The organism is Propionimicrobium sp. PCR01-08-3 (genome assembly GCF_030286045.1).
Taxonomy (GTDB): Bacteria; Actinomycetota; Actinomycetes; order Propionibacteriales; family Propionibacteriaceae; genus Brooklawnia.
Genome location: NZ_CP127390.1, coordinates 2,387,245 through 2,408,745, shown reverse-complemented (window position 1 = coordinate 2,408,745; position 21,501 = coordinate 2,387,245). Strand labels below are relative to the sequence as shown.

The 21,501-nt window shown below is 64.1% G+C and carries 18 protein-coding genes; 10 read left to right on the top strand and 8 right to left on the bottom strand.

Features of this window, described 5'->3' with window-relative positions:
* Positions 1-5: 5 nt before the first annotated feature.
* The gene (locus tag QQ658_RS11110) at positions 6-2,498 is read left to right on the top strand and encodes an NAD(P)H-dependent oxidoreductase (RefSeq protein WP_353057923.1); all 2,493 of its coding nucleotides are present in this window, start codon (positions 6-8) and stop codon (positions 2,496-2,498) included.
* Positions 2,499-2,511: 13 nt separating this feature from the next.
* Complete coding sequence (locus QQ658_RS11105; protein WP_286024912.1) at positions 2,512-3,075, top strand: NADPH-dependent FMN reductase; 564 nt, start codon at positions 2,512-2,514, stop codon at positions 3,073-3,075.
* On the opposite strand, the gene QQ658_RS11100 is transcribed toward QQ658_RS11105, so the two are convergent.
* Positions 3,033-4,013 (bottom strand): FAD:protein FMN transferase, encoded by a 981-nt coding sequence (locus tag QQ658_RS11100; protein ID WP_286024911.1) that lies wholly within the window; start codon positions 4,011-4,013, stop codon positions 3,033-3,035. The two genes, QQ658_RS11105 and QQ658_RS11100, sit on opposite strands and share 43 nt — an antisense overlap.
* A 179-nt stretch (positions 4,014-4,192) precedes the next feature.
* On the opposite strand from QQ658_RS11100, the gene QQ658_RS11095 reads away from it, so the two are divergent.
* Complete coding sequence (locus QQ658_RS11095) at positions 4,193-6,043, top strand: potassium transporter Kup (RefSeq protein ID WP_353057962.1); 1,851 nt, start codon at positions 4,193-4,195, stop codon at positions 6,041-6,043.
* 16 nt (positions 6,044-6,059) lie between these two features.
* Here the strand turns inward: QQ658_RS11095 and QQ658_RS11090 are convergent, their stop codons facing one another.
* Both QQ658_RS11090 and aroD read right to left on the bottom strand, forming a co-directional pair.
* Positions 6,060-6,551, bottom strand: coding sequence for a GNAT family N-acetyltransferase (locus tag QQ658_RS11090; RefSeq protein ID WP_286024909.1), 492 nt, complete (start codon positions 6,549-6,551; stop codon positions 6,060-6,062).
* A 14-nt stretch (positions 6,552-6,565) separates the two neighbouring features.
* Positions 6,566-7,339 (bottom strand): type I 3-dehydroquinate dehydratase, encoded by a 774-nt coding sequence (gene aroD / locus QQ658_RS11085; protein ID WP_286024908.1) that lies wholly within the window; start codon positions 7,337-7,339, stop codon positions 6,566-6,568.
* A gap of 97 nt (positions 7,340-7,436) precedes the next feature.
* On the opposite strand from aroD, the gene QQ658_RS11080 reads away from it, so the two are divergent.
* Complete coding sequence (locus tag QQ658_RS11080; protein ID WP_286027099.1) at positions 7,437-9,302, top strand: phospholipase D-like domain-containing protein; 1,866 nt, start codon at positions 7,437-7,439, stop codon at positions 9,300-9,302.
* Positions 9,303-9,315: 13 nt separating this feature from the next.
* On the opposite strand, the gene QQ658_RS11075 is transcribed toward QQ658_RS11080, so the two are convergent.
* Positions 9,316-9,735, bottom strand: coding sequence for a VOC family protein (locus QQ658_RS11075; protein WP_286024907.1), 420 nt, complete (start codon positions 9,733-9,735; stop codon positions 9,316-9,318).
* 158 nt (positions 9,736-9,893) lie between these two features.
* Here QQ658_RS11075 and QQ658_RS11070 point away from each other — a divergent pair, with 158 nt between their 5' ends.
* Entirely contained in the window at positions 9,894-10,607 is a 714-nt protein-coding gene (locus QQ658_RS11070) for an HAD family hydrolase (RefSeq protein ID WP_286024906.1), read from the top strand.
* Positions 10,607-13,135 (top strand): glycoside hydrolase family 65 protein, encoded by a 2,529-nt coding sequence (locus QQ658_RS11065; protein WP_286027098.1) that lies wholly within the window; start codon positions 10,607-10,609, stop codon positions 13,133-13,135. Before QQ658_RS11070 ends, QQ658_RS11065 begins: the two co-directional genes overlap by 1 nt.
* A 150-nt stretch (positions 13,136-13,285) precedes the next feature.
* Here the strand turns inward: QQ658_RS11065 and QQ658_RS11060 are convergent, their stop codons facing one another.
* Positions 13,286-14,161 carry an HhH-GPD family protein gene (locus QQ658_RS11060; RefSeq protein WP_286024905.1) on the bottom strand — a complete coding sequence of 292 codons (876 nt, stop codon included), beginning with the start codon at positions 14,159-14,161 and terminating at the stop codon, positions 13,286-13,288.
* Positions 14,162-14,253: 92 nt separating this feature from the next.
* On the opposite strand from QQ658_RS11060, the gene QQ658_RS11055 reads away from it, so the two are divergent.
* Positions 14,254-14,979, top strand: coding sequence for a hypothetical protein (locus QQ658_RS11055; protein ID WP_286024904.1), 726 nt, complete (start codon positions 14,254-14,256; stop codon positions 14,977-14,979).
* Positions 14,980-15,154: 175 nt separating this feature from the next.
* Here QQ658_RS11055 and disA read toward each other — a convergent pair whose 3' ends face one another.
* The 3 genes from disA to QQ658_RS11040 form a co-directional block, all read right to left on the bottom strand.
* Positions 15,155-16,207, bottom strand: a complete 1,053-nt coding sequence (gene disA, locus QQ658_RS11050; protein ID WP_286024903.1) for a DNA integrity scanning diadenylate cyclase DisA — start codon at positions 16,205-16,207, stop codon at positions 15,155-15,157.
* Between the two features lie 10 nt (positions 16,208-16,217).
* Positions 16,218-17,618: a DNA repair protein RadA gene (gene radA / locus QQ658_RS11045; RefSeq protein WP_502928912.1), complete on the bottom strand. Its 1,401-nt coding sequence runs from the start codon at positions 17,616-17,618 to the stop codon at positions 16,218-16,220.
* 280 nt (positions 17,619-17,898) lie between these two features.
* Positions 17,899-18,537: a VOC family protein gene (locus QQ658_RS11040; RefSeq protein WP_286024902.1), complete on the bottom strand. Its 639-nt coding sequence runs from the start codon at positions 18,535-18,537 to the stop codon at positions 17,899-17,901.
* Positions 18,538-18,650: 113 nt separating this feature from the next.
* On the opposite strand from QQ658_RS11040, the gene QQ658_RS11035 reads away from it, so the two are divergent.
* The 3 genes from QQ658_RS11035 to QQ658_RS11025 all read left to right on the top strand — a co-directional run bounded on the left by QQ658_RS11035 (position 18,651) and on the right by QQ658_RS11025 (position 21,456).
* Complete coding sequence (locus tag QQ658_RS11035) at positions 18,651-19,640, top strand: sugar phosphate isomerase/epimerase family protein (protein WP_286024901.1); 990 nt, start codon at positions 18,651-18,653, stop codon at positions 19,638-19,640.
* The gene (locus tag QQ658_RS11030) at positions 19,637-20,563 is read left to right on the top strand and encodes a proline dehydrogenase family protein (protein ID WP_286024900.1); all 927 of its coding nucleotides are present in this window, start codon (positions 19,637-19,639) and stop codon (positions 20,561-20,563) included. The genes QQ658_RS11035 and QQ658_RS11030 overlap by 4 nt, the downstream gene beginning before the upstream one ends.
* A 116-nt stretch (positions 20,564-20,679) precedes the next feature.
* Entirely contained in the window at positions 20,680-21,456 is a 777-nt protein-coding gene (locus tag QQ658_RS11025; RefSeq protein ID WP_286024899.1) for a CPBP family intramembrane glutamic endopeptidase, read from the top strand.
* Positions 21,457-21,501 lie beyond the last annotated feature (45 nt).

Below are 21,501 nucleotides of genomic sequence, written 5' to 3'. Positions count from 1 at the left end.
CGGAGGTGAACCGCGTGAAGCTCGTGGCGATTACCGGAACCAATGCAAGTCATTCTTTTAACCGTCTGCTGCTGAATTTCATGAAGCGACACTTTGCCGAGGCCGCCGACATTGAGGTCTGCAACATCGCGGATGTTCCGATGTTCAACGAGGATGTTCCTGAGCAGGATCCGGAGCCGGTCACCCGGTTGAGCCGTCAGATCGTGGCTGCCGACGGGGTGATCATCGGTTGCCCGGAGCACAATCATTCGGTGCCGTCGGCGCTCAAGAGCGTGCTCGAATGGCTGTCGTACCGGCAGCATCCGCTCAACGGCAAACCGGTGATGATCGTCGGCGCTTCCTACCATCCGCAGGGGTCGTCGCGGGCGCAGATCCATCTGCGTCAGATTCTGGATTCTCCGGGCGTCAGCGCCCGGGTGCTGCCCGGCAACGAATTTCTGCTGGGTGGGGTCAAGGACGCTTTTGACGATCAGGGTGAGTTGGTGGACCCGGGCACGATCACTTTCCTGGAGCAGTGCTTCGCCGATTTCATCGATTTCGTCCGCCTCGAGCAGGGCCGAGAGCAATCGAGCGTGCTGGAGTCCGCGGGACGAACGAAGGGGTTGCAGCCGACCGGATACAGCAGTCAGCCCGAACCCGCATCAACGATCAAAGGAGATCAAGAGATGGTGCAATCACATGCCGTTCATTGGGACGCGACCTATGACGTCGTCGTGCTGGGCTTCGGCGGGGCGGGAGCTACCGCCGCCAGGTTCGCAGCGGACGACGGCGCCACGGTGCTGCTCGTGGACTCGGCTCCCGAAGGCCACGAGGGCGGCAACACCCGAGTGTCGGGGCAGTTGGTCTGCTACGGCGACGATGAAGAAAAACTGCGTGCCTACTACCGTGCCCAGTTGGGCCCGATGGATCTCGATGAGGCGATCGTCGACACCTATGTCGAGGGCATGGCCGGCATGAAGAGCTACTTCAGGCAGTACCTGGATGTCGAACCCGTCAGCTCGAAGCAACTGCTGGGCGCAGATTTCGGGATGTTCCCGGAGTATCCGGAATTCGAGGGCGGAGACTGCATCGACCTGCTGCTCGTCCACGAAGGATTCTTCGACGGCGCACTGTGGAAGATCTTGCACCAGAAAGTGGCCGACCGGGCCGACGCGATCGATGTCTGGTACAGGTCTCCGGCCCGCCATCTGATCAAGGCGGACGATGGACGCACGATCGCCGGCGTCCAGATCGAACGCGAACACGTGCTGCGCAACATTCGGGCGCTGAACGGTGTGGTGCTGGCCACCGGCGGATTCGAGAACAACCGGCGGATGATCCAGGACTACCTCGGGGCGCCACGGCTGGCACCGGCCGGATCCCTGTTCAACAAGGGCGCAGGGGTTGACCTGGCGATCGAAGCGGGCGCAGACCTGTGGCACATGGCCAACTACGAGTCGCTCGGCCTGCAGCACGGACTGACCTTCGCGGTGCCCGACGGTGAGCGCGGCCCGCTGCTCGTCTTCGGCTACGACGACCTCGCGACCGGCAGCCTGCTGACGGTTGGGGACGATGGCTCCCGCTACTTCCGCGAAGACGAGACGAACCGCCACGGCCACATCTTCGATCACGGGATCTGGCGGGTGCCACCCGCGCAGGCGCACCCGCACCTGATCTTCGACCAGGAGAAACACGACGAGATCGTGCACGGCGAGCATCCGGAGGTGCTGGACCGGGCCGTGCAGGCCGACACCGCAGAACAACTGGCGGAACTCATCGGGGCCGATCCGCAGACCCTCGCGAAGACCATCGAACGGTTCAACTCCTTCGTCCAGCAGGGTACAGATTACGAGTTCGGACGCGACCCCGAGACCATGCGCGCCTTCGATCAGGGGCCCTACTACGCCATAGCGATGTTGCAGGGCATGCTCAACACCCAGGGTGGCCCTCGGCGCAACTCGCGCGCCGAGATCCTCGACCCCGATGGGTGCCCGATCGGGCACCTGTATGGCGCCGGCGAGCTCGGCGGGGTGTGCGCGGGCGTCTACCAGGGCGGCCAGAACATCGCCGAGTGCCTGATCTTCGGCAAGATCGCCGGGCAGAACGCCGCCGTGCCGAAGCAGCAATCCGGCGTGCAGGCTTCGCGCCAGGACGATGTGGCGCCCGCCATGGTGGCGACCAACACCGGGCAGACGCTCGGCAGCTTCAAGAGTGACCTGGCGCAGAGCCAAGCAGACATTCCGCTTGGGCCCGGCCAATTCATCGGACGAAGCAAGGCCGGCATGGGCGCCGAGATCACCGTCCGCGTCACGGTGGACGACGACCGGAAGCTCCGGGACATCGAGATCATCAGCCAGTCCGAGACCGGGGACGTCGCCGGCGAGGCACTGCAGAAGCTGCCCGCGCAGATGGTGGCCCGCGACAGTGCCGACGTCGATGTGATCTCGGGTGCGACGGTGTCGAGCAACGCTCTCAAGGCAGCCGTCGCCGACGCGCTGCGCCAGGTGCCCGGACGCTGATTGTGAGGAATCGATGAAACTGGCAGCCATCGTCGGGACCAATGCCGAACTCTCTTTTAACCGGCTTCTGCTGCTCTGGATGCAGAAGCATTTTGCCGGGCTCGCCACCATCGAGGTGCTGGAGATCGGTGGGCTGCCGGCCTTCAACGAGGACTTGGAGACCGGCGAGCAACCCGAGGTGCTGGCCTTCGCGCAGCAGATCGAGGATGCCGACGGTGTGATCATCAGTTGCCCCGAATACGATCACTCGATTCCGGCAGTCCTGAAGAGCGCGTTGGAGTGGATGTCGTATCAGCTGGAGTCGCTGAAGGGCAAGCCGGTGCTGATCGTGGGCGGTTCTTACGGCCCTCTGGGTTCGGCCCGTGCCCAGCTTCATCTACGGCAGATCCTCGCCTCGCCCGAGATCCAGGCGAACGTGCTGCCCGGCAAGGAGGTACTGCTCGGCAACGTGCAGCAGATCATCGACTCCGATGGTGAGCTGACCGACGCGTCGGCCGTCGAGGTGATGAACGACTGTTTCTCGGACTTCCTGCGCTACGTGCAGGGCGTCCAGCGGGCGCAATCCGAGAGGGAATAGCCGTCATCGGTGAGCGTGAAGCTGTCGGCCAAGCCGGGTGACAGATGGATCGTCCGATCTCGGGTGACGAAGACGAATCCGATTTCGAGGCCCGGAGGGATCAGCTCAAGGGTTGCTCGCGCGCCGTTGAAGAAGCCGATGGTCGACCAGATCTCCGCCGTGGTGGACGAGGCGGTCACCGCGGTCACACTGACCAGGTCGGTTTCCAGCGGATACCCGGTCCGCGGATCGAGAATGTGGTGCCAGGTGCGTCCGTTTGCCGTGTGGGTTCGTTCATAGCTACCCGTCGTCACCACCGAACAGGCGGGCAGCGCGAGCGTCCCGAGCGAATGCCCGCGGTCGGCTAACGGTGATTGGACGCCGACCCGCCAGCGTCCATCGGGATGCGGTGATCGGCCAACGGTGACGACGTTGCCGCCGAGATCGATGACACCACGGCGAAATCCCGGAGCCCGCCGCCAAACCTCGGCGATGGCGTCGGCGATGTACCCCTTGGCGATCGCGCCGAGGTCGAGCCTCATGCCGACGCGCTCGAGAAAGACCGAATGGGCGTCGTCGTCAAGACGGATCTGCTGCGGATCGATCAGCTGCCGGGCCTTTTCGACCTCGCCGGCCGACGGCTCGCGGGCATCGTCGAAACCGATCCGCCACGCCTGGACGAGCGGCCCGATCGCCACATTGAAGCCTTTGTCACTGCGGCTGACCAGCACCGATTCCCTGACCAGCCGATAGCCGGCCGGGCTGACTTCGACCGGCGCGATCCCTGCGGCCTGATTGATGCGCCCGATCTCGGACGAGGACAGGTTGGCGCTGAGTAGCTCTTCGTATTCTCCGACGAAGGCCACCGTGCGACCGAGCAGCGCGTCCGGATCGGGGGCGTCGACCATCAGCGTGACACGAGTCCCCAGCGCGTAGTAGCTCCTGGTCGCCCGCGTCATCTCACCGACGCTAGCCGAGAGTCGCGCAAAACTGGTTGTCGTCCGTCTATCGACAACCCATCGGGTCGGTGGCACCATTGACCCTCGTGAATATCTTCGGGGTCAGCCCCAAGGTAACTGAGAAGAACGAGAACACCGGCCCGGCCGGCCGCCCCCGCACCCGGAGCAGAGCTCTCGCCATCGGGGCGCTGGGCGTGGTCTTCGGCGACATCGGCACCAGCCCCCTCTATTCGTTGCAGACCGCATTCAGCGTCAACCACAACGAGGTTCAGGTCACCCGGCTCGATGTCTACGGCATCATCTCGCTGATCGTCTGGTCGCTGATCCTCATCGTCACCATGAAATACGTCGTCTTGGTGATGCGCGCCCACAACGACGGCGAGGGCGGCATCCTGTCGCTCACCGCCCTGCTGCGCGGCAGGCTGAGCGGCACGAGGCTTCGCGCCACCATCCTGACGATCGGCATGGTCGGGGCCGCGCTGTTCTTCGGCGACTCACTGATCACCCCGGCGATCTCGGTGATGTCCGCCATCGAAGGCCTCCAGGTGGTCAACCCCGACCTGGACGCGGTGGTGCTGCCGGGATCGGTGCTCGTCCTGGCGGTGCTGTTCTGCGTCCAGCGGTTCGGTACCGGAAAAGTCGGACGCGTGTTCGGGCCCGTGATGATCTGCTGGTTCGTGACGCTGGCGCTGCTGGGCGCGGCACAGATCGTCCGTCACCCGGGCATCCTGCTGGCCTTGTCACCGACCTATGCTGTGGAGTTCTGGCTTGCCCGCCCGCTGATCGCTTTCGTCGCGATGACCGCGATCGTGCTGACCATCACCGGGGCCGAGGCACTCTACGCGGATATGGGGCATTTCGGTGCCGGGCCGATCCGCAAGGCCTGGTTCGGTCTGGTGCTGGGCAGCCTGCTGCTCAACTACCTGGGGCAGGGCGCCATGATCATGAACAATCCGGCGGCCATCGTCAACCCATTCTTCGAGCTGGCGCCCGACTGGGCGCGTATCCCACTGGTCGTGCTCGCCACCGCGGCAACCGTGATCGCCTCGCAGGCCGTCATCTCCGGGGCCTACTCGATGGCCCACCAGGCAACCAGGCTGGGCCTGTTGCCCAACCTGCGCGTCCAGCACACCTCGAACGACGAGTACGGCCAGATCTACCTACCGGCCGTCAACTGGCTGCTCTTCGTCGGAGTGCTCGCCCTGATCTTCGGTTTCGGCAGCTCGACGGCGCTGGCCAGCGCATACGGGCTATCGGTGACCGGCATGCTGGTGACCACCACCGGCCTGCTCACCTTGACCGCCACCCGGATCTGGCACTGGCCGGCTTGGCGCGTCGCGGTGCGGATAGTCCCGGTCGCTGCACTGGAACTGCTCTTCCTGGCCGCGAATGTGACCAAGATCGTGCACGGCGGCTGGCTGCCGCTCGGTGTCGCGATGCTCATCGTCACGGTGATGGCGACCTGGCTCAAGGGCAACCGTTATGTACTGAGCCGGCGTGCCGAGATCGAGGGCGAACTGCCCGACTTCCTGAATCGCATCAAGGCAAGCGTGACGACCCGGGTTGCCGGAGAGGCCGTCTATCTGCACGCCAATCCGGGCACCGCGCCGCTGGCACTCAAGGAGAACGTGCGTTTCAACCGCGCACTGCACGAACGGGTCTATGTGGTGCGCGCCAAGACGGCCTCGACTCCCCGGGTCAGCGACGACGACCGCGTCCGGATCGACGAGTTCCCTGGCCACTACTCGGGGCTCTACCATCTGACGATCACCTTCGGGTTCAAGGAGATCCGGGATCTGCCCGGCGTCCTCGATTCGGTGGCCGAGCGCTGCCCTCAGCTGCAGATGGATCCCGACCAGATTCGCTACTTCGCGTCCGTGATGACTCTGCAGACCGGCGGCGCCTCGAAGATGGCCGGCTGGCGCAAGCACCTGTACATCTGGCTGGCCCGCAACGCCGCTCCCCGCGGCGAGGCATTCCACCTGCCGCCCAATCGGACGATGCTGATGGGCGGCACGCTGCAGATCTGAGCCTCCGACAAATTCCTTAGGTTGGCCGCCGCTGCAGCAGGTATCGGACGCGGTCGCCGCGGTCGGCGATACGGACGAACCCGCAGGCCTCCAGTACCTGGATGGATGCCAGGTTTCCGGCGTCGGTCTCCCCGACGACGGACGACAGGCCCGGCTGGGCGAAGCCCCACGCAGTCAACAGGCGCACGGCCCGGCTCGCGAGACCCTGGCCGCGGGCCGACGGCGCCAGCCCGTAGCCGATCTCGGCGCTGCCGCGCAGATCGGGTGGGGTGTGGAATCCGGCGTCGCCCACCACCAGACCGTCGCCGGCGCGGACGATCAGATAGATGCCGAATCCCGGCACCCAGTTGTCGATGCCGAGGCTGTCCCGGAAGATCCTGGCGGCGGCCGCGGTATCGGCATGCGGGTAATCGGGCACGGCCGGCAACGGACTGCGTCCGGAAGCGAGTTCTTGAGCCTGGGCAGGATTGACCGGAATCAGTTTGATCACGCCATCGCTGAGTTCCATATCACGGCCTACTCTCAAAGGTCGCGGCCGAGCAGCTCCATCGCGGACAGCACTTCGTCCAAAGGAAGCTGGCCCGGCGCCGAACCCTCGCCGCCCAGAGTCGCGAATGTCGCGCAGGATCCGAAAACCTCCCCGGCGAGCCTGGACACCACGCCGAGAGGGCCCATCGACATGGTGATCAACGGCACCTTGGACGACGCAGCAGCCACCGCCGTCGCCTCCAACAGCGCTGCCACATCAATGGGCTTGCGCGGCATCACGGCGATCTTGGCGATATCGGCACCCAACGACGCCATCGCGTCCAGCCGGTCGGCGATCTCGACCGCGCTCGGAGTGCTCGCAAAGTCGTGATTCGAGGCGATGATCGGCACCTTGTGTGCCCTCGCCGCCTCAAAACACCTCTTGACTGCGGGATTCAGATACTGCACATCGACCATGTCGATAGCACCCGAAGCACAAGCATCGGCGATGATGTCGCGGTAAGAATCGCCCGGCGGGTTCCAGTCGCTGCCCTCATGCTTGGTGCGCGGGGTGAACAGGAGAGGACGCTCGCCGATGATCTCATGCAGCCGGGCGGCCATCGCAACAACCTTGGAGTGATCGTCGCGCGCGGCATAGCGGTCGACGCGCCATTCGACCATGTCGGTCCTGCTGGCCGCGATCCGCTTCGCCGAGGCGATCAGGGTGGCGTCGTGAGCATCGGTCAGCGGCACGATGACTTTCGGGCGCCCAATGCCCAACTCGACTTGCCGAATCTTCAAGATCGGACGGCCCCTGACTACGCTCATGAGCCAACGCTAGCCGTCGCCCGGCGTCCGTGAAACCCACCGGCGCTAATGAGGTGCTGAAAAACGGGCATTCGGCAATACTTGGTGCGTGGACGCGATGGATTCGACGAGAACTGGTTCGGCATATAAACGAAAAGCCGGCAATTCATTGCGCAGAATCTTCCAGGTCGGTATTCGCTTCGGGCTCACCGCGCTGGCGCTGATCCTTCAGCTGGCGGTCTTTGCCATCTTGATGCTGCGCGGCAGCGAGGTGGCGCCATGGATCGGCACTTTGTCGGTCGCGGTCAGTGTCGGTGTGGTGGCATTCATCCTGAACTCTCACATGCAGGTCGAATACAAACTGGCCTGGGCGATACCGATCATGCTGATGCCGCTTTTCGGCGGCGCCTTCTATCTGCTCTTCGGATCGCGCACCGGTGGGCACCGGCAGACGCTGCGCTACAGCGCGCTGCAAGATCTTGCCGCGCTCGACCTTGAATCGAGCGTGGGCACCGTCAACGCGATCGCACCGAGCGGGGACGCAGCCCCCGCGTTGGAGGTGGCTTCCGGTGCCCGGATAGTTCCGAGCAGCGGATCCGGTGCGAGCCGGGACAACGACGGCAGGTCGAATGCCCGGCCGGACGGCGGTGGATCGGACGGTGCCGATCCGAGGGTCGCTCAAGCCGACGCGGACGGGGACGCTGCTGCCCTTGATGCCGGCGACTCGGCCGCAGCCAACGCCCAGGTCGCCGTCACTGGCCCGGCTGCCGATGAGCCGGTCGCGACCACCGTCCACTCTATTTCGGCGCCCGTCGACCCGGGAGCCGCCAGGCAGATCGCGTTCTTGGAGGCCATCGGCCCATTCAAGGCATACGAGCAGACCGAAACCACCTACTATCCGGTCGGCGAGGCGGCCTTCGCCGACATCCTGGAAGCTCTCGAGAACGCCCAAGATTGGATCGCGATGGAGTATTTCATCGTCTCCGACGGCAGCATGTGGCGGCAGATCTTCGATGTGCTGGTCCGTAAATCGGCCGAGGGCGTGCGCATCTGGTTCATGTATGACGACCTCGGTTCGCTGTGGAAGCTTCCCGACGGCCTGGTCAAGGACCTCCGGGACGCAGGTATCCGCGTCCACGCCTTTAACAGGCTCGGTCCCGGCCTGACGCTGCGCTACAACAACCGGGACCACCGCAAGTTCACCGTGGTCGACGGAGTCGTCGGATTCACCGGCGGCATCAACCTGGCAGACGAATACATCAATGCCATCGAGCGTTTCGGGCATTGGAAGGACACCACGATCCGGCTTCGCGGGCCCGGCGCATGGGGCATGGCGTCCCTGTTCTTCACCATCTGGGATCTGGTCACCGGCGATCAGACCAATCGCGCGGAATTGCACCCGAGCGAAGAACGCCTGGCCGGCTGCCCCAGCGGGTCCGGAGTGGTGCTGAACTATGACGACACCCCGTTCGACGATGTCTCGGTTGGCTGGGCCGCCTACCGCGCGATGATGAGCCGTGCCAATTCGAAGATCGACCTGACAACGCCCTATCTGGTTCCCACCAGCGAGATGATCAGCGAGCTCACCGCCTTGGCGCAATCCGGGATCAGGGTGCGGATCGTGACTCCCGGCATTCCCGACAAGGCGTATGTCTATGCGGTGACCCGGTCGAACTATCGTCCACTGGTCGAGGCCGGTGTCGAACTCTACGAGTACACGCCCGGGTTCGTGCACGCCAAACAAATGATCGTGGACGATGAGACCGCGATCATCGGGACGATCAATTTCGACTTCCGCAGCTTCTACCTGCACCAGGAGAACGCGGTGTGGATGTACCAGACCTCCGCGATCGCGGACATGTCGGAAGACTTCGAACAGATCGTCGCAAAAAGCCGCCGCGTGAGCGTGGACGAGGTGCGTTCGACACCATGGTGGCGCCGCGCCTACTGGCTGGTGCTGCGCACCTTCTCGCCGCTGATGTGATCGGGGCGGCCGATCATTCGGCCGAGAAAGCCCACATCACGCCGAAGCGGTCGAAGACCTGACCGTACCAGCCGCCCCACGGCGCCTTCTCGAACGGCATGCCCACCTGGCCACCGGCGTCCAATAGCTTTTGCTGATAGCCCCTTGCCTCATCCGCAGAGTCGGTTTCGATCAACAGCGAGTAGGCGGTGTCGCGCACCGGATAGTCATGCTCGGGGTCCATCGAGTCACCACCGGCGAGCACCCCGAAGGGCAGCGTCAGCGTCACATGGGCGACGGCATTCGGATCGGGTTCGAAACCCATCCCCTCCATCGCCGGCGCATCGCCGTAGCGCATGAGGTTGAGCTGGCCGCCGAACACGTCATGCCAGTGTTCGAACGCCTCGCCCGTGGTGCCGGGAAGTGCAATGTAGGTAGCGAGAAACTTGGCCATGATGGCCTCCCTCGGTCGTTACGTGTTGTGCCTCCGATATTCAATTCTGCCGCAAGTCAGGAAACGCTCCCATGCCACGGCGGCCCCGATGGGGCATTCTCGTTAAACATTCATGAATCGGCGTGGAACCCGTTGAGGGCGTGCTTAGGCTGGGATGCGTGAAATGGAGCAACTACCGCGCCGCCTTGTTCGACCTCGACGGAGTTCTCACTCCCACCACAGACCTTCATAGACGGGCCTGGTCGCAGATGTTCAACGATTATCTGCGCGGCCGGGGAGTCACCGACCCCTACACCGACGACGACTATTTCGCCTACGTGGACGGCAAGCCCCGCTACCAAGGGGTGGCGGCCTTCCTGAACAGTCGTGGAATCGAACTGCCTTTCGGTGATCCCGGCGATGCTCCGGCCATCGAATCGGTGGCGGGGCTCGGCAACCGCAAGAACGAATACTTCAATCAGGTGCTCGCGCGCGATGGCATCCAGCCCTATCCGGGATCTTTGAAGCTGCTGAATCAGCTGCGCCGAATCGAGCTGCCGATGGCAGTGGTGTCGTCCTCGCGCAACGCCCGGGCTGTGCTGGAATCGGCCGGTATCACCGGCTATTTCGAGCTCGTCATGGACGGCAATCTCGCCGGTGAACTTGACCTGCCCGGCAAGCCTGCGCCCGACGTCTTCGTCCGCGCTGCCGAGATGATCGGCGTGACGCCTGCCGAGGCGGTCGTGCTGGAGGACGCCCTGTCGGGCGTGACCGCCGGTGCCGCCGGAGGCTTCGGCCTGGTGGTGGGCATCGACCGCGGGGCCGGCGTGCAACCATTGACCGATGCCGGAGCAGATCTGGTCGTTGCCGATTGTGAGGAGTTGCTCGCGTGATTCACAGGACCAAGACCGATCTGAATCCGCTGGACGATTATCGCTTTCCGGCCGATGAGTGGGCGTTGATCGAGACCTACCCGTGCGACGACGACCTCGGCAAGACCGAGACCTTGTTCTCGACCGCAAACGGCTATATCGGGATGCGCGGTAACCCCGAAGAGGGCCGCGATTCGTACATGGTCGGCACCTTCATCAATGGTTTTCACGAAACCTGGGATATCCGCCATGCCGAGAACGCCTACGGCCTGGCGCGCACCGGCCAAACGATGATCAATGCGCCGAGCGCGATGATGATCCGCCTTTATGTGGACGACGAACCGCTGCTGCTGAGCGTGGCAGATCTGCAGTCATATGAACGCAGAATGGACTTTCGCGAAGGTGTGCTGCGCCGTGAATTGGTGTGGCGAACACCGGGCGGTAAAAGGGTCCAGGTGACATCGACCAGAATGGTCAGCTTCACCGAGCGGCATCTGGCGTTGATGACATTCGAGGTGAAGCTTCTCGACGGCGATGCCCCGATCGTCATCTCTTCTCAGATCGTCAATAAGGAAGATTTCGACGACATAGCCGGCCGCCGCGCCACGCGTTCGGACGAGGACCCGCGTAAGAGTCCGGGACTCAATCACCGGGTATTGCAACCCGAAATGAGCTGGCATAGCCCACGCCGGATGATTTTGGGATATCAGGTCGCAAATTCGGGTATGACATTGGCCGTCGGTGCCGATCACCGCATCGAAACGTCGAATATGTACACCGAATTGGACGACACCACCGCCGACCAGGGGCGCAAGATCTACCGGGTGGCCGCCAAGAAAGGACAACCGATTCTCGTCACCAAGGCGGTCGCCTATCACTCGTCGCGGGGAGTGCCGGTACGAGAATTGAGCGATCGGGTGCGGCGCACTCTCGACCGCGTCCGTGAAACCGGATTCGACATCTACTACGAAGCTCAGCGGCAATGGCTGGTCGATTTCTGGGAATCCAGCGACGTCTCGGCCGGGACCACCCCGAGAATCCAGCAGGCCATCCGCTGGTGCACCTTTCAGCTCGCCCAGGCCACCGCGCGCGCCGACGGGTCGGGAATCCCGGCGAAGGGTCTGACCGGGGACGGCTATGAAGGCCACTATTTCTGGGACAGCGAGGTATACATGGTGCCTTTCCTGACCCTGACCAATCCGGAGCGTGCCCGAAGCGCCTTGCGGTTCCGCTACACGCATCTGGACGATGCCCGCGAGCGCGCCGGTGAGATGTCGACCAAGGGTGCGCTGTTTCCGTGGCGCACCATCAATGGTGAAGAGGCGTCCGCCTATTATGCGGCAGGAACTGCCCAGTATCACATCGATGCCGATATCGCCTATGCGATCGGGCATTACCTGGCGATGACCGGCGATGCCGAATTCGCATTCGGTGAAGGCGCCGAGATACTGGTCGAAACTGCGCGAATGTGGGTCGACCTCGGATTCTGGCGAGTCAGCGAGGTGGAGACATTCGAGATTCACGGCGTGACCGGCCCCGATGAATACACCACGGTGGTGAACAACAACACCTATACCAATGTGATGGCGCGGTGGAATTTGCGGTTGGCCGTGTGGATGGTGCGCACCATGGCGGAACGAGCCCCGCAGGCCTATCAGCGGCTGGTGCATACCGTCGGGCTGCGCGACGAGGAGATCGCCGAGTGGGACCGTTGCGCCAATGGAATCAGGATTCCTTTCGATGACAGGCTGGGAATTCACCCGCAGGATGATGCTTTCGTTGCCAAAGAAGTCTGGGATCTGGAAAATACCCCGGAAGATTCCTATCCGCTGCTTCTGCACTATCACCCTTTGGTGATCTATCGCTTCCAGGTGCTCAAACAGGCCGATGTCGTATTGGCGCTTTTCCTGCGCAGCAACGAATTCAGTCTCGAAGAAAAGCGCGCCGACTTCGAATACTACGATCCGATCACGACCGGAGACTCCAGCCTCTCGGTGGTCATGCAGGCGATCGTGGCCGCCGAGGTCGGCCATCAGGACATGGCCCTGGACTACTTCTACGAGGGGCTGTTCGTCGACATCGGCGACACTCACAACAATGCCTGCGACGGCGTCCATATCGCGTCGTCCGCCGGCACCTGGCGGGCCTTGGTCTGTGGCTTCGGCGGGCTGCGCGACGACGAGGAGGTGCTGTGCTTCGATCCGCGGCTGCCGCGCAAGTGGGATCACATGAACTTCGCGCTGGCCTACCGGGGCAGCCGCATCCGCGTGAATCTGACCCGCCGCAACATCGGTTTCACCTTGCTCGACGGAGAAGCCGTCAAGCTGCGGGTGCGCGGCACCGAGTATGTTGTCGCGCCGGATACGCCGCTGAATGTGAGGCTGTCTCATCAGGGCGTTTATCTGCCTCCGCTGACCTCGACGCATCCGATCATCGGCGGCCGGCGCACCGACGGCACGTTGATCACTGCGGAGGTGCCGCAGGCCTCCGATGTGGAGTTCCACACCGAGGAGTTCCCGGCGGTGCCGCAGACCGTCGAGAACGAGTAGCGGCGTCGAGAACGAGTAGCGGCGTCGAGAACGAGTAGAAGATGGCGCGGATAGAGCGGCCGTAGCGATCATGTTCCGATGGGGGCCGGACGCCAGAACCGAGCGGAGCTGGGTAGAAGGCCCATGCACACCGAACCGTTCAGAGGAACCTCAGAGCGTCACCATCCCGGCGTCTTGACGGACGAGCCCATCGGTGACCAGTGCGGCGAGGCAGTCTGCTGCTTGCTCCCGGTCATGCCAGCCCGAAAGCAGGGCCTCGACCGGTAGGCCCTCGGGTGAGTTGCGGACGATGTCCAGCAGCTGTCCGCGGCATTGCCTGTTGGTGCCGTGCCAGCTCTGAGTTCTGGACGCCACCGCAGAGGCCGGGTAGCCGGCGCCCCGCCAGCTGCATTGCTCGCTGACCGGGCACGACGCGCACGCCGGCGTCCGGGGGAGGCAGGCCAGCGCGCCGAATTCCATCACGGCCGCTGCCCATCGGGCGGCCTTCGCGCCGGCGGCGTCGGTGTATTCCTGGGCGCGCATCCGCTCGGCCTTGGTGAGGTGGGCCGGCGGTGCTGCCTCGGGCAACTCGAGACGGGTCAGCACCCGGCGCACATTGGTGTCGAGAACCGGCACGCTGGCGCCGAATGCGAAGCTGGCGATCGCAGCGGCCGTGTAGGCCCCGACTCCGGGCAGTGCCGACAGCGCGTCCACATCACCGGGAACCCGGCCGTCATGACAGCGGACGATGGCCTGAGCGCTGGCATGCAGCCGAAGCGCGCGGCGTGGATAGCCGAGGCGTCCCCAGGCAAGAACTGCCTCGCGGCTGGGCTCGGCGGCCAGATCGGCCGGGGTCGGCCAGCGCTGCAACCAGGTTTGCCAGACCGGCAGCACTCGGGAGACCGGGGTCTGCTGCAGCATGAACTCGCTGACCATGACTCCCCACGGGGTGCTGTGCCGCCAGGGCAGGTCGCGTTCATTGTCGTCGAACCAGTCGATCAGCGCCCGCACCGTCGTTGCGCGGTCGTGTTCGGGCTGGTTGCTCACCTGTTCCAGGGTAGAGCCTGCCGATTGCGCAACCGGGGCAACTGCCCGCGTGGGAGCCGATCGGCAGGCGAGATTCCGCCTACGATAACGCCATGCAGGGTTGGCTCAAACCCATCGGCCCCGAAGACCCGCGTATCTACTGGATACGGCGGGCCGTCGTGCTCTTGGTGATATTCGCGGTGATCGCAGCGATCGTTTGGCTGGCAGTACGCCCCAGGTCCGTCACCGCGACCCCGGTCGAGTCGAGCCCCTCGAACAGCGCAACCGTCTCGCCGGACGCCGAGACACCGCAGCCGTCGCCCTCCGAGAGTCCCTCGGAAGCCTCCGATGGCGAACCGACTCCGGGTGCGGAGGCGACCGAGGCGACCGAGGCAGAGACATCAGAGTCCGCGGACGCCGAGTCCTCCGAAACTCCTGATGCCGCCGAGCAGGCTCCGGCTGCCTGCCAGCCGAAGAACCTCAGTTTGCGAGTCGAAGGCAACGAGGCGCTGGCACAAAGCGAGACCTCGTCCGCTTTTCATGTGGCAGTGGCTACCACCGAGGAAAGCTGCCGGCTCGATCTCGGAGCTGCCGGAACGGCGCTGGCGATAACCTCGGGCGCCGATGCGATCTGGAGCACCGCCGACTGCGATCAGTGGCAGCCGAGCGATGTGCTCGAACTGACCGCCGGCGCAGAATCCGGCTTCGATGTGAGCTGGCCGGTGCGGCGCTCCAATGGCTGCGAGATCACCGAATCCGTGCTCGGTGTCGGCACCTACGTGGCCACGGCCACGATAAAACAGGCGAGCGCCCGATTCGTGATGCAGATTCACTACTGATCCGACTGCGGTCACCATCGCTAGTCAGCTGGTCATTTCCTGTGGTGTTGCTCTCGGGGCCGGGCCAGAAGTGCTCAGCTCTGTGCTCTGCTCATGATGTGTGGCGCATCTTCTGGACGGTGACTACTGGATATGGACCGACTCACGTCGATCTTCGAATAGCGGACTCACACAGCTAGCGGATCGAGTCCGAGATCCGGGCGAGACCATCGCGGATGGCCCTGGCCCGGGCCGGACCCACACCGGAGACGTCGGCGAGCTCCGACCGAGAGGCGGCCAGTACCGCCTGCAGTGAGCCGAAGTGATCGAGCAAGCGTCCGGCGGTAGCGGTGCTCATCTGGGCCGATTGCGAGACGATCCGGTAGCCGCGGGTGCTGAGATGCTCGTCCAGATCGCCCGATGCGAAGCCGATGGCATTCGCCACCGTCACCGGATCCAGCAGGTCACCGGTCGGCAGATGCCTGAGCACGTCGAGAGTGAAACGTTCGGCATCGTCATTGCGATAATCCAGCTCCAGCAAGGTGGCGAGCTGATCGATGCCCTGGGTCAGCTCGTAGAGCTGCAATTGCAGGAGCCGGCCGTCGACGCCGAGGGCCTCGACATGGCCTTCCAATTCTTCGGCGAGTCTGCGGACCATGGCGAGTGGCTGCACTGCCTGCACCAGGTCACCGACGGTGACCAGCCCGTCCATCTCCAGCCCGGACAGCGTCAAGGTCGAGGCATTGAGCCGTTCGCGGTACCTGGACAGCGTTGCGACGGCCTGCTCGGCGCGAACCAGGATCTGGTCGGAGGACTCGATCGGATATCTGAGACCCGACATGAACAAGGCGATGGTGGCCATGGCGGCCGACACGGTCACCACGGGCACGTTCGACTGCAACGCGATCCGATCGGCGGTGCGGTGCCTGGTGCCGGTTTCGATGGTGGGCAGGCTGGACGAGGGAGAGAAGTGGACGCCGGCGGCGATGATGGTCGTCAGTTCGTTGTCGACAATGATGCCGCCGTCCATCTTCGCCAGCTCGCGAAGAGCGGTGGGCGTGAAGTCGGTGTTGATGATGAACCCGCCGGTCGAGATCTGTTCGATGACCGGGTTGGTGCCGAGCACGATCAATGCGCCGGTGTGGCCGGCGCGGATGCGTTCCAGGCCTTCGCGCAGCAGCGTGCCGGGTGCAAGCAACGCTCGATACTTGCGGTACCGCTCGGCGTCGTGCCCCAGATCTTTGCTCACGGCGTCCAGTCTATGAGGCCGATGTGTGCAAGTCCCGGGAATGCCGTAGCCCGAGGACGCCCAGGGCCTCGGCAACGGTCGAAACCTCCACGACCTTCAACCCGTGCATGCGGGGCAGCTTGTTGTTCGGGTCCCGGTTGCCGGTGGGCACCAGAGCGAGATCGAATCCCATCCGGGCCGCCTCGCCGACCCGCTGTTCGAGGCCGGGCACCCGGCGCAGATCACCCGCCAGCCCGATTTCGCCGAACGCGACGACCTTGCGGTGACAGCCCTCGTCCAGGCCTGCGGAGGCGATCGCGATGGCCAATGCGAGGTCGGCGCCCGGGTCCATGATCTTGGCGCCGCCGACCGTCGACACGTAGATATCGCTCCTGGACAAGGTGAAATGCGCTCGCCGCTGCATGACGGCAACGATCATCGCTACCCGGGAGCCATCGACCCCGTGGGTGACCCGGCGTGGGGGAGTGTCGCCCGCCACCGACGCGACCAACGACTGCACCTCGGCGAGCATGCAGCGGCTGCCCTCCCTGGTGACGGTGACGCAGGTGCCCGGTGCCGGGTCGTCGTTGCGTGAGGTGAACAAACCCGAAGGGTCGGGCACTTCGACGATGCCGTGCTCGCCCATCTCGAAGCAACCCACTTCGTCCGAGGGGCCGAACCGGTTCTTGACCGCGCGCACCATCCGGAATCCGGAATGCCGATCGCCCTCGAAGGAGAGCACCACATCGACCAGATGCTCCAAGAACCGGGGGCCTGCCACTTGGCCGTCCTTGGTGACATGCCCGACGATAACCACTGCCATGCCTCGGCGCTTGGCCACCCGCACCAGAGCGCCGGTCACCTCGCGCACCTGGCTCACCCCGCCGACCGAGCCCTCCGCCTCGGCCGTGCCGATGGTCTGCACCGAGTCGACCACCAGCAGGCTCGGCGCGGTCTGCTCGATATGGCCGAGCACGGTGCCGAGATCGGTCTCGGCCGCCAGATAGAGCTGGTCGGCCAGCGCGTGGGTGCGTTCGGCGCGCAACCGCACCTGGGCGGCGGACTCCTCACCCGAGACATAGAGGGTCTTGTTGTCGCCGCCTGCCCACTTGGCTGCGACCTCCAGCAACAGGGTCGATTTGCCGACCCCCGGCTCACCGGCCAGCAGGACGACCGCGCCGGGAACCAGACCGCCGCCCAGCACCCGGTCGAGCTCACCGATGCCGGTCAGCTTACGTTTGGCGGTCTCCAGGTCTACTTCGCCGATCGGTACCGCGGCCTGCGCCGGAACCGATGAGCTGACCGTCTGTAACTTGGGTGCGCCACGCTCGGCGACCGACCCCCAGGTCTGGCACTCACCGCAGCGTCCGACCCAGCGGACAGATGTCCACCCGCATTCGGTGCACTGATACGCGTCGGTCTTGGTAGCCATGCAGATGAGACTAGAGGGGAGCACCGACAATTCTTATGGGTGCAGCCATGTCTGAGGCGAGTGCGTCAATGACTGGGTCAGTGCGGCGCAAGATTCGTAAGATCCCCTAGATGGAACGAAAACTTTGGCGGATCGGTATCCCACGCGGAGGACCTCGCTTAGTCCCCGCCCAATCCGCCGGGCGCCGTCATGTTGGGGACCCCGTCGCAATCAGCTTGAACCGCACCAGGCCGCGTCCGGGAACTTCGAACGCCGGACTCAGCCTGAGCCGGGAATTGTCTCAGATCTGCACCGCTCCTCGTCCGGGCACTTCGAAGGTGACCGACGAGATACCGGGCGAACCGTTCGGGCTGGTGAAGTCGATCTTGATGTCGTCCAGCAGCTCGCTGATCGGTGCGCCCACCCAATCCTCGACGCGGGCACGGGATCCCGCGATCTCGATGGTGTCAACCCGCACGTCGCTGTGCAGTGCTGAGGGCAGCACATCGGGCTCGGACTCCCATTTCAAGAAATAGGGCAATTGCGGGTCGGTGATCAGGCCCTTGACACCGATCTGATGCCACTCGAGGCGACGGCCGTCGGGGAACTGCCTGGAGCCGGGCACCGCAGCGCGGTCGAGGCGACGTTCGAACGGGGCGAGATCGTCCACGGCGATGACCCAGCCCAGCCAGCCACCACCCTTCTCCTGCCGGTCGCGGACGACCTGGCCGTAGACGGCCTTCTCCGCGGCCGGATGATCGAGCACCTCGACCGCTTCCAAATAGCGGCCATCGGTCAGCGGCAAGATGTGGTTCCTGGTTCCGAAACGAGGGTGAAAACCGCCGTCCTTGAACTCACGTCCCAGGGCCTCGCTCAACTCGTCGACGGTGGCCTGCAGACCTTCGGGACCAGCTACGAATGTCAGATGGTCGATATGCATAAAGTCATTGTGGCAACAGCGGGTGTTATTAGCGAATCGTGTAGCAGCGCCGATGGTTGCCAGCGGCGGCTGGTGCCTGAACCGCGGGTGGGCCGGCGAAGTACCGTGGAGTCGTGCAAGCTGCTGAAGATCCGGAACGTGCCCGGCGAGTGCTGCCGGACGATGAGGCGGAGAGCTGCGCGGGTGAATTCGGTCGTGGCTACGATGCGGGGGCGATCCGAGGGGATGACCAAACACCCCGACGGCCCGCGAGGGCTTCGGCCGGCACCGACTCGGCCGGCCTGCCTTCGGGTTTGCCGAGGGTCGGGCTGAGCACGTCATCGGTTTTTCCCGAGTCAACTCACACTGCCTTTCGGATGGCGGCCGATCTTCATTACGACGGCGTGGAGTTGATGGTCGGCACCGATGCCGCCAGTTGTGACCTCGACAAGGTTCGTGAGTTTCAGGACGAATACCAGGTCGCGGTGCTGAGCGTCCATGCACCCTGCCTGATGCTGACACCCCGTGTGTGGGGGACCGATCCCGAAGGGAAATTACGGCAGGCAGTCACCGCGGCGACATTGCTGGGCGCTGATCTGGTGGTCGTTCATCCGCCGTTTGCTTGGCAGCGCACGTATGCGGCCGGTTTTGCGCACTTGGTCCGTGAGCTGTGCGAGCACAGTGGGATCATCGTCGCGGTCGAGAACATGTACCCGTGGCGGGGGCCGGGTGTCGCGGCGCAGGCCTACGTGCCCGATTGGGACCCGACCGATCAGCCCTACGATCATCTGACGCTCGATCTTTCGCATGCTGCCACCGCCGGGGCCCGTTCGCTGAGCTATTTGGACGATTGGGGGCCCAGGCTGCGCCACCTTCATCTGACCGACGGCAATGGCTCGGTACTGGACGAACACCTGATGCCCGGCGAGGGAAATCAGCGTGCCTGGCAGGTCGTCGAGACGCTCGTTTCCCGCGGCTATCAGGGCCATATCATTCACGAGGTGAGCACCAGACGCCGGGCGGGCTACGAAGCACGTTCTCAGGTGCTGGCCGAGTGTCTGGCCCGGACTCGTGAGCAGATAGCTGCCGCGGCTCCCGTTGCGGGGTACGGTGAACGGCAATGAGCGAACTGGTGATGCGCTGGGCACAGCGTCCACGGGTGAAGAAGGCTGCACTGACGACTTCTGCAGCACGTGATCTGGTGGCCCGCTATGTTGCGGGCCAAGAAATCCATGACCTGATTCCGGTACTGAAATCGTTGATCGGAAAGGGGCTATTGGTAGGGGTCGAATATCTCGGCAATCGCGTCGACAATCTCGAAGAATCTGCTGCAAACGAGCAGACCTATCTCACGATCGTGCGTCGGCTCGAATCGGCCGGAATCGCGTCGCAGGCAGAGATCTCATTAAGGTTGAGCCGACTCGGCCAGCGCTTGGGAGCCGAAGGCAGGCAATTCGCGCTGCTCGCCGCCCGGAGGATCAGCCGAGCTGCCAGCAACGCCGGGGTCGCAGTCACGCTCGACATGAGCGGAAGTGAGTTGACGACCCCCACTCTGGATGCCTGGGGCGAGCTTCAGCAAGACATTCCCGCGACCGGAATCACCGTGCAGGCTGCGCTTTTTCGCACACATCGTGATATCAACGATTTGGCGCTGCCCGGCCGACGAATTCGGCTATGCAAAGGCGGATTCCAGGAATCCAAACAGGTTGCTTTCACCGCCCGGCATGAAATCGACCTGGCATTCGTCCGTGATCTTCGAGCATTGATGAACAGTCAGGCCGAGGTGCTGGTCGCCAGCCATGATCCGCGGATGATTTCGATAGCCGAGGAATTGGTCAGGCGCAGTGGCCGCCGGCCGGAGAGCTACGAATTTCAGATGCTCTATGGCATCAGGCCCTATGAACAGCGTCGGCTGGCCGACATCGGTCACCGGTCGAGGGTGCTCGTGCCGTTCGGGCCGGGATGGTACGACTACTACTCGCAGCGGCTGGCGGAGCGTCCGGCGAACGCTGCCCTGTTCGCCCGTTCCCTGATCGGGAAGCGCTGAGATGAAGCTGGTCGCCCATGCCTGCGCAACTTGTACCTGCCCGGCCCTGACGAGGGCCTGCTTCGGCCAGAACACACCCGGTTCGCCGAATCGCCGGCCGGCCGAAAGGGTCTGAGGTGGCGGCCACCGCAGTGCGCTCGCGTCCGCACCTGGTGCTTGAGACGGTGATCGTGCTCGGCATTTGTCTCGGCAAGTCGGCCGTGATGTCGATTCTGAACATCATCAACCGGCTGACCTATCAAGTGCCCTTGTCGGAGCAGACATCGACGATGAACTCGGCGGTCACCCCCGACCGGCCGTGGCTCGATCTGATGTATCAACTGGCGAACAACCTGTTTCCGTTCTTCTTCGCCTTCGCGGCGATTTACCTGCTGTGGCGGGTATGGCCGCCGCGCGGCGGCAGCGTGTGGCAGGCGATCGGGCTGGACGGCAGACACGTTGGGCGCGACATCGGCGCCGGAGTCGGTGTGGCGGCTTTGATCCTCGGGCCAGCGCTCGGCTTCTACCTCCTGGCCAGACAACTCGGCATCAATACCACGATCGTGATGGCGAACCTCGGCGAGAACTGGTGGACCATTCCGATGTATTGTCTCGCCGCCTTCCAGAACGGCTTTCTGGAGGAGGTCGTGATGATCGGCTACCTGACCACCAGATGGCGGCAATCCGGCTGGCATCCGGCGGCGGCCATCGTGGTCAGCGCGCTGATCCGCGGCAGCTATCACCTCTATCAGGGCTTCGGCGGATTTGTCAGCAACCTGGTTTTCGGGCTTTTGCTCGGCTGGCTCTATCACCGGACGAAGCGGCTGTGGCCGCTGGTGATCGCGCACACCGTGATCGACATCACGGCCTTCGTGGGATATTCGCTGTTGGCCGGAGTGGTCAGCTGGCTTTAGCGTTGTGGGGGTCCGTCGGCTCGCGCTCGCGGTATGGCGTTTGCT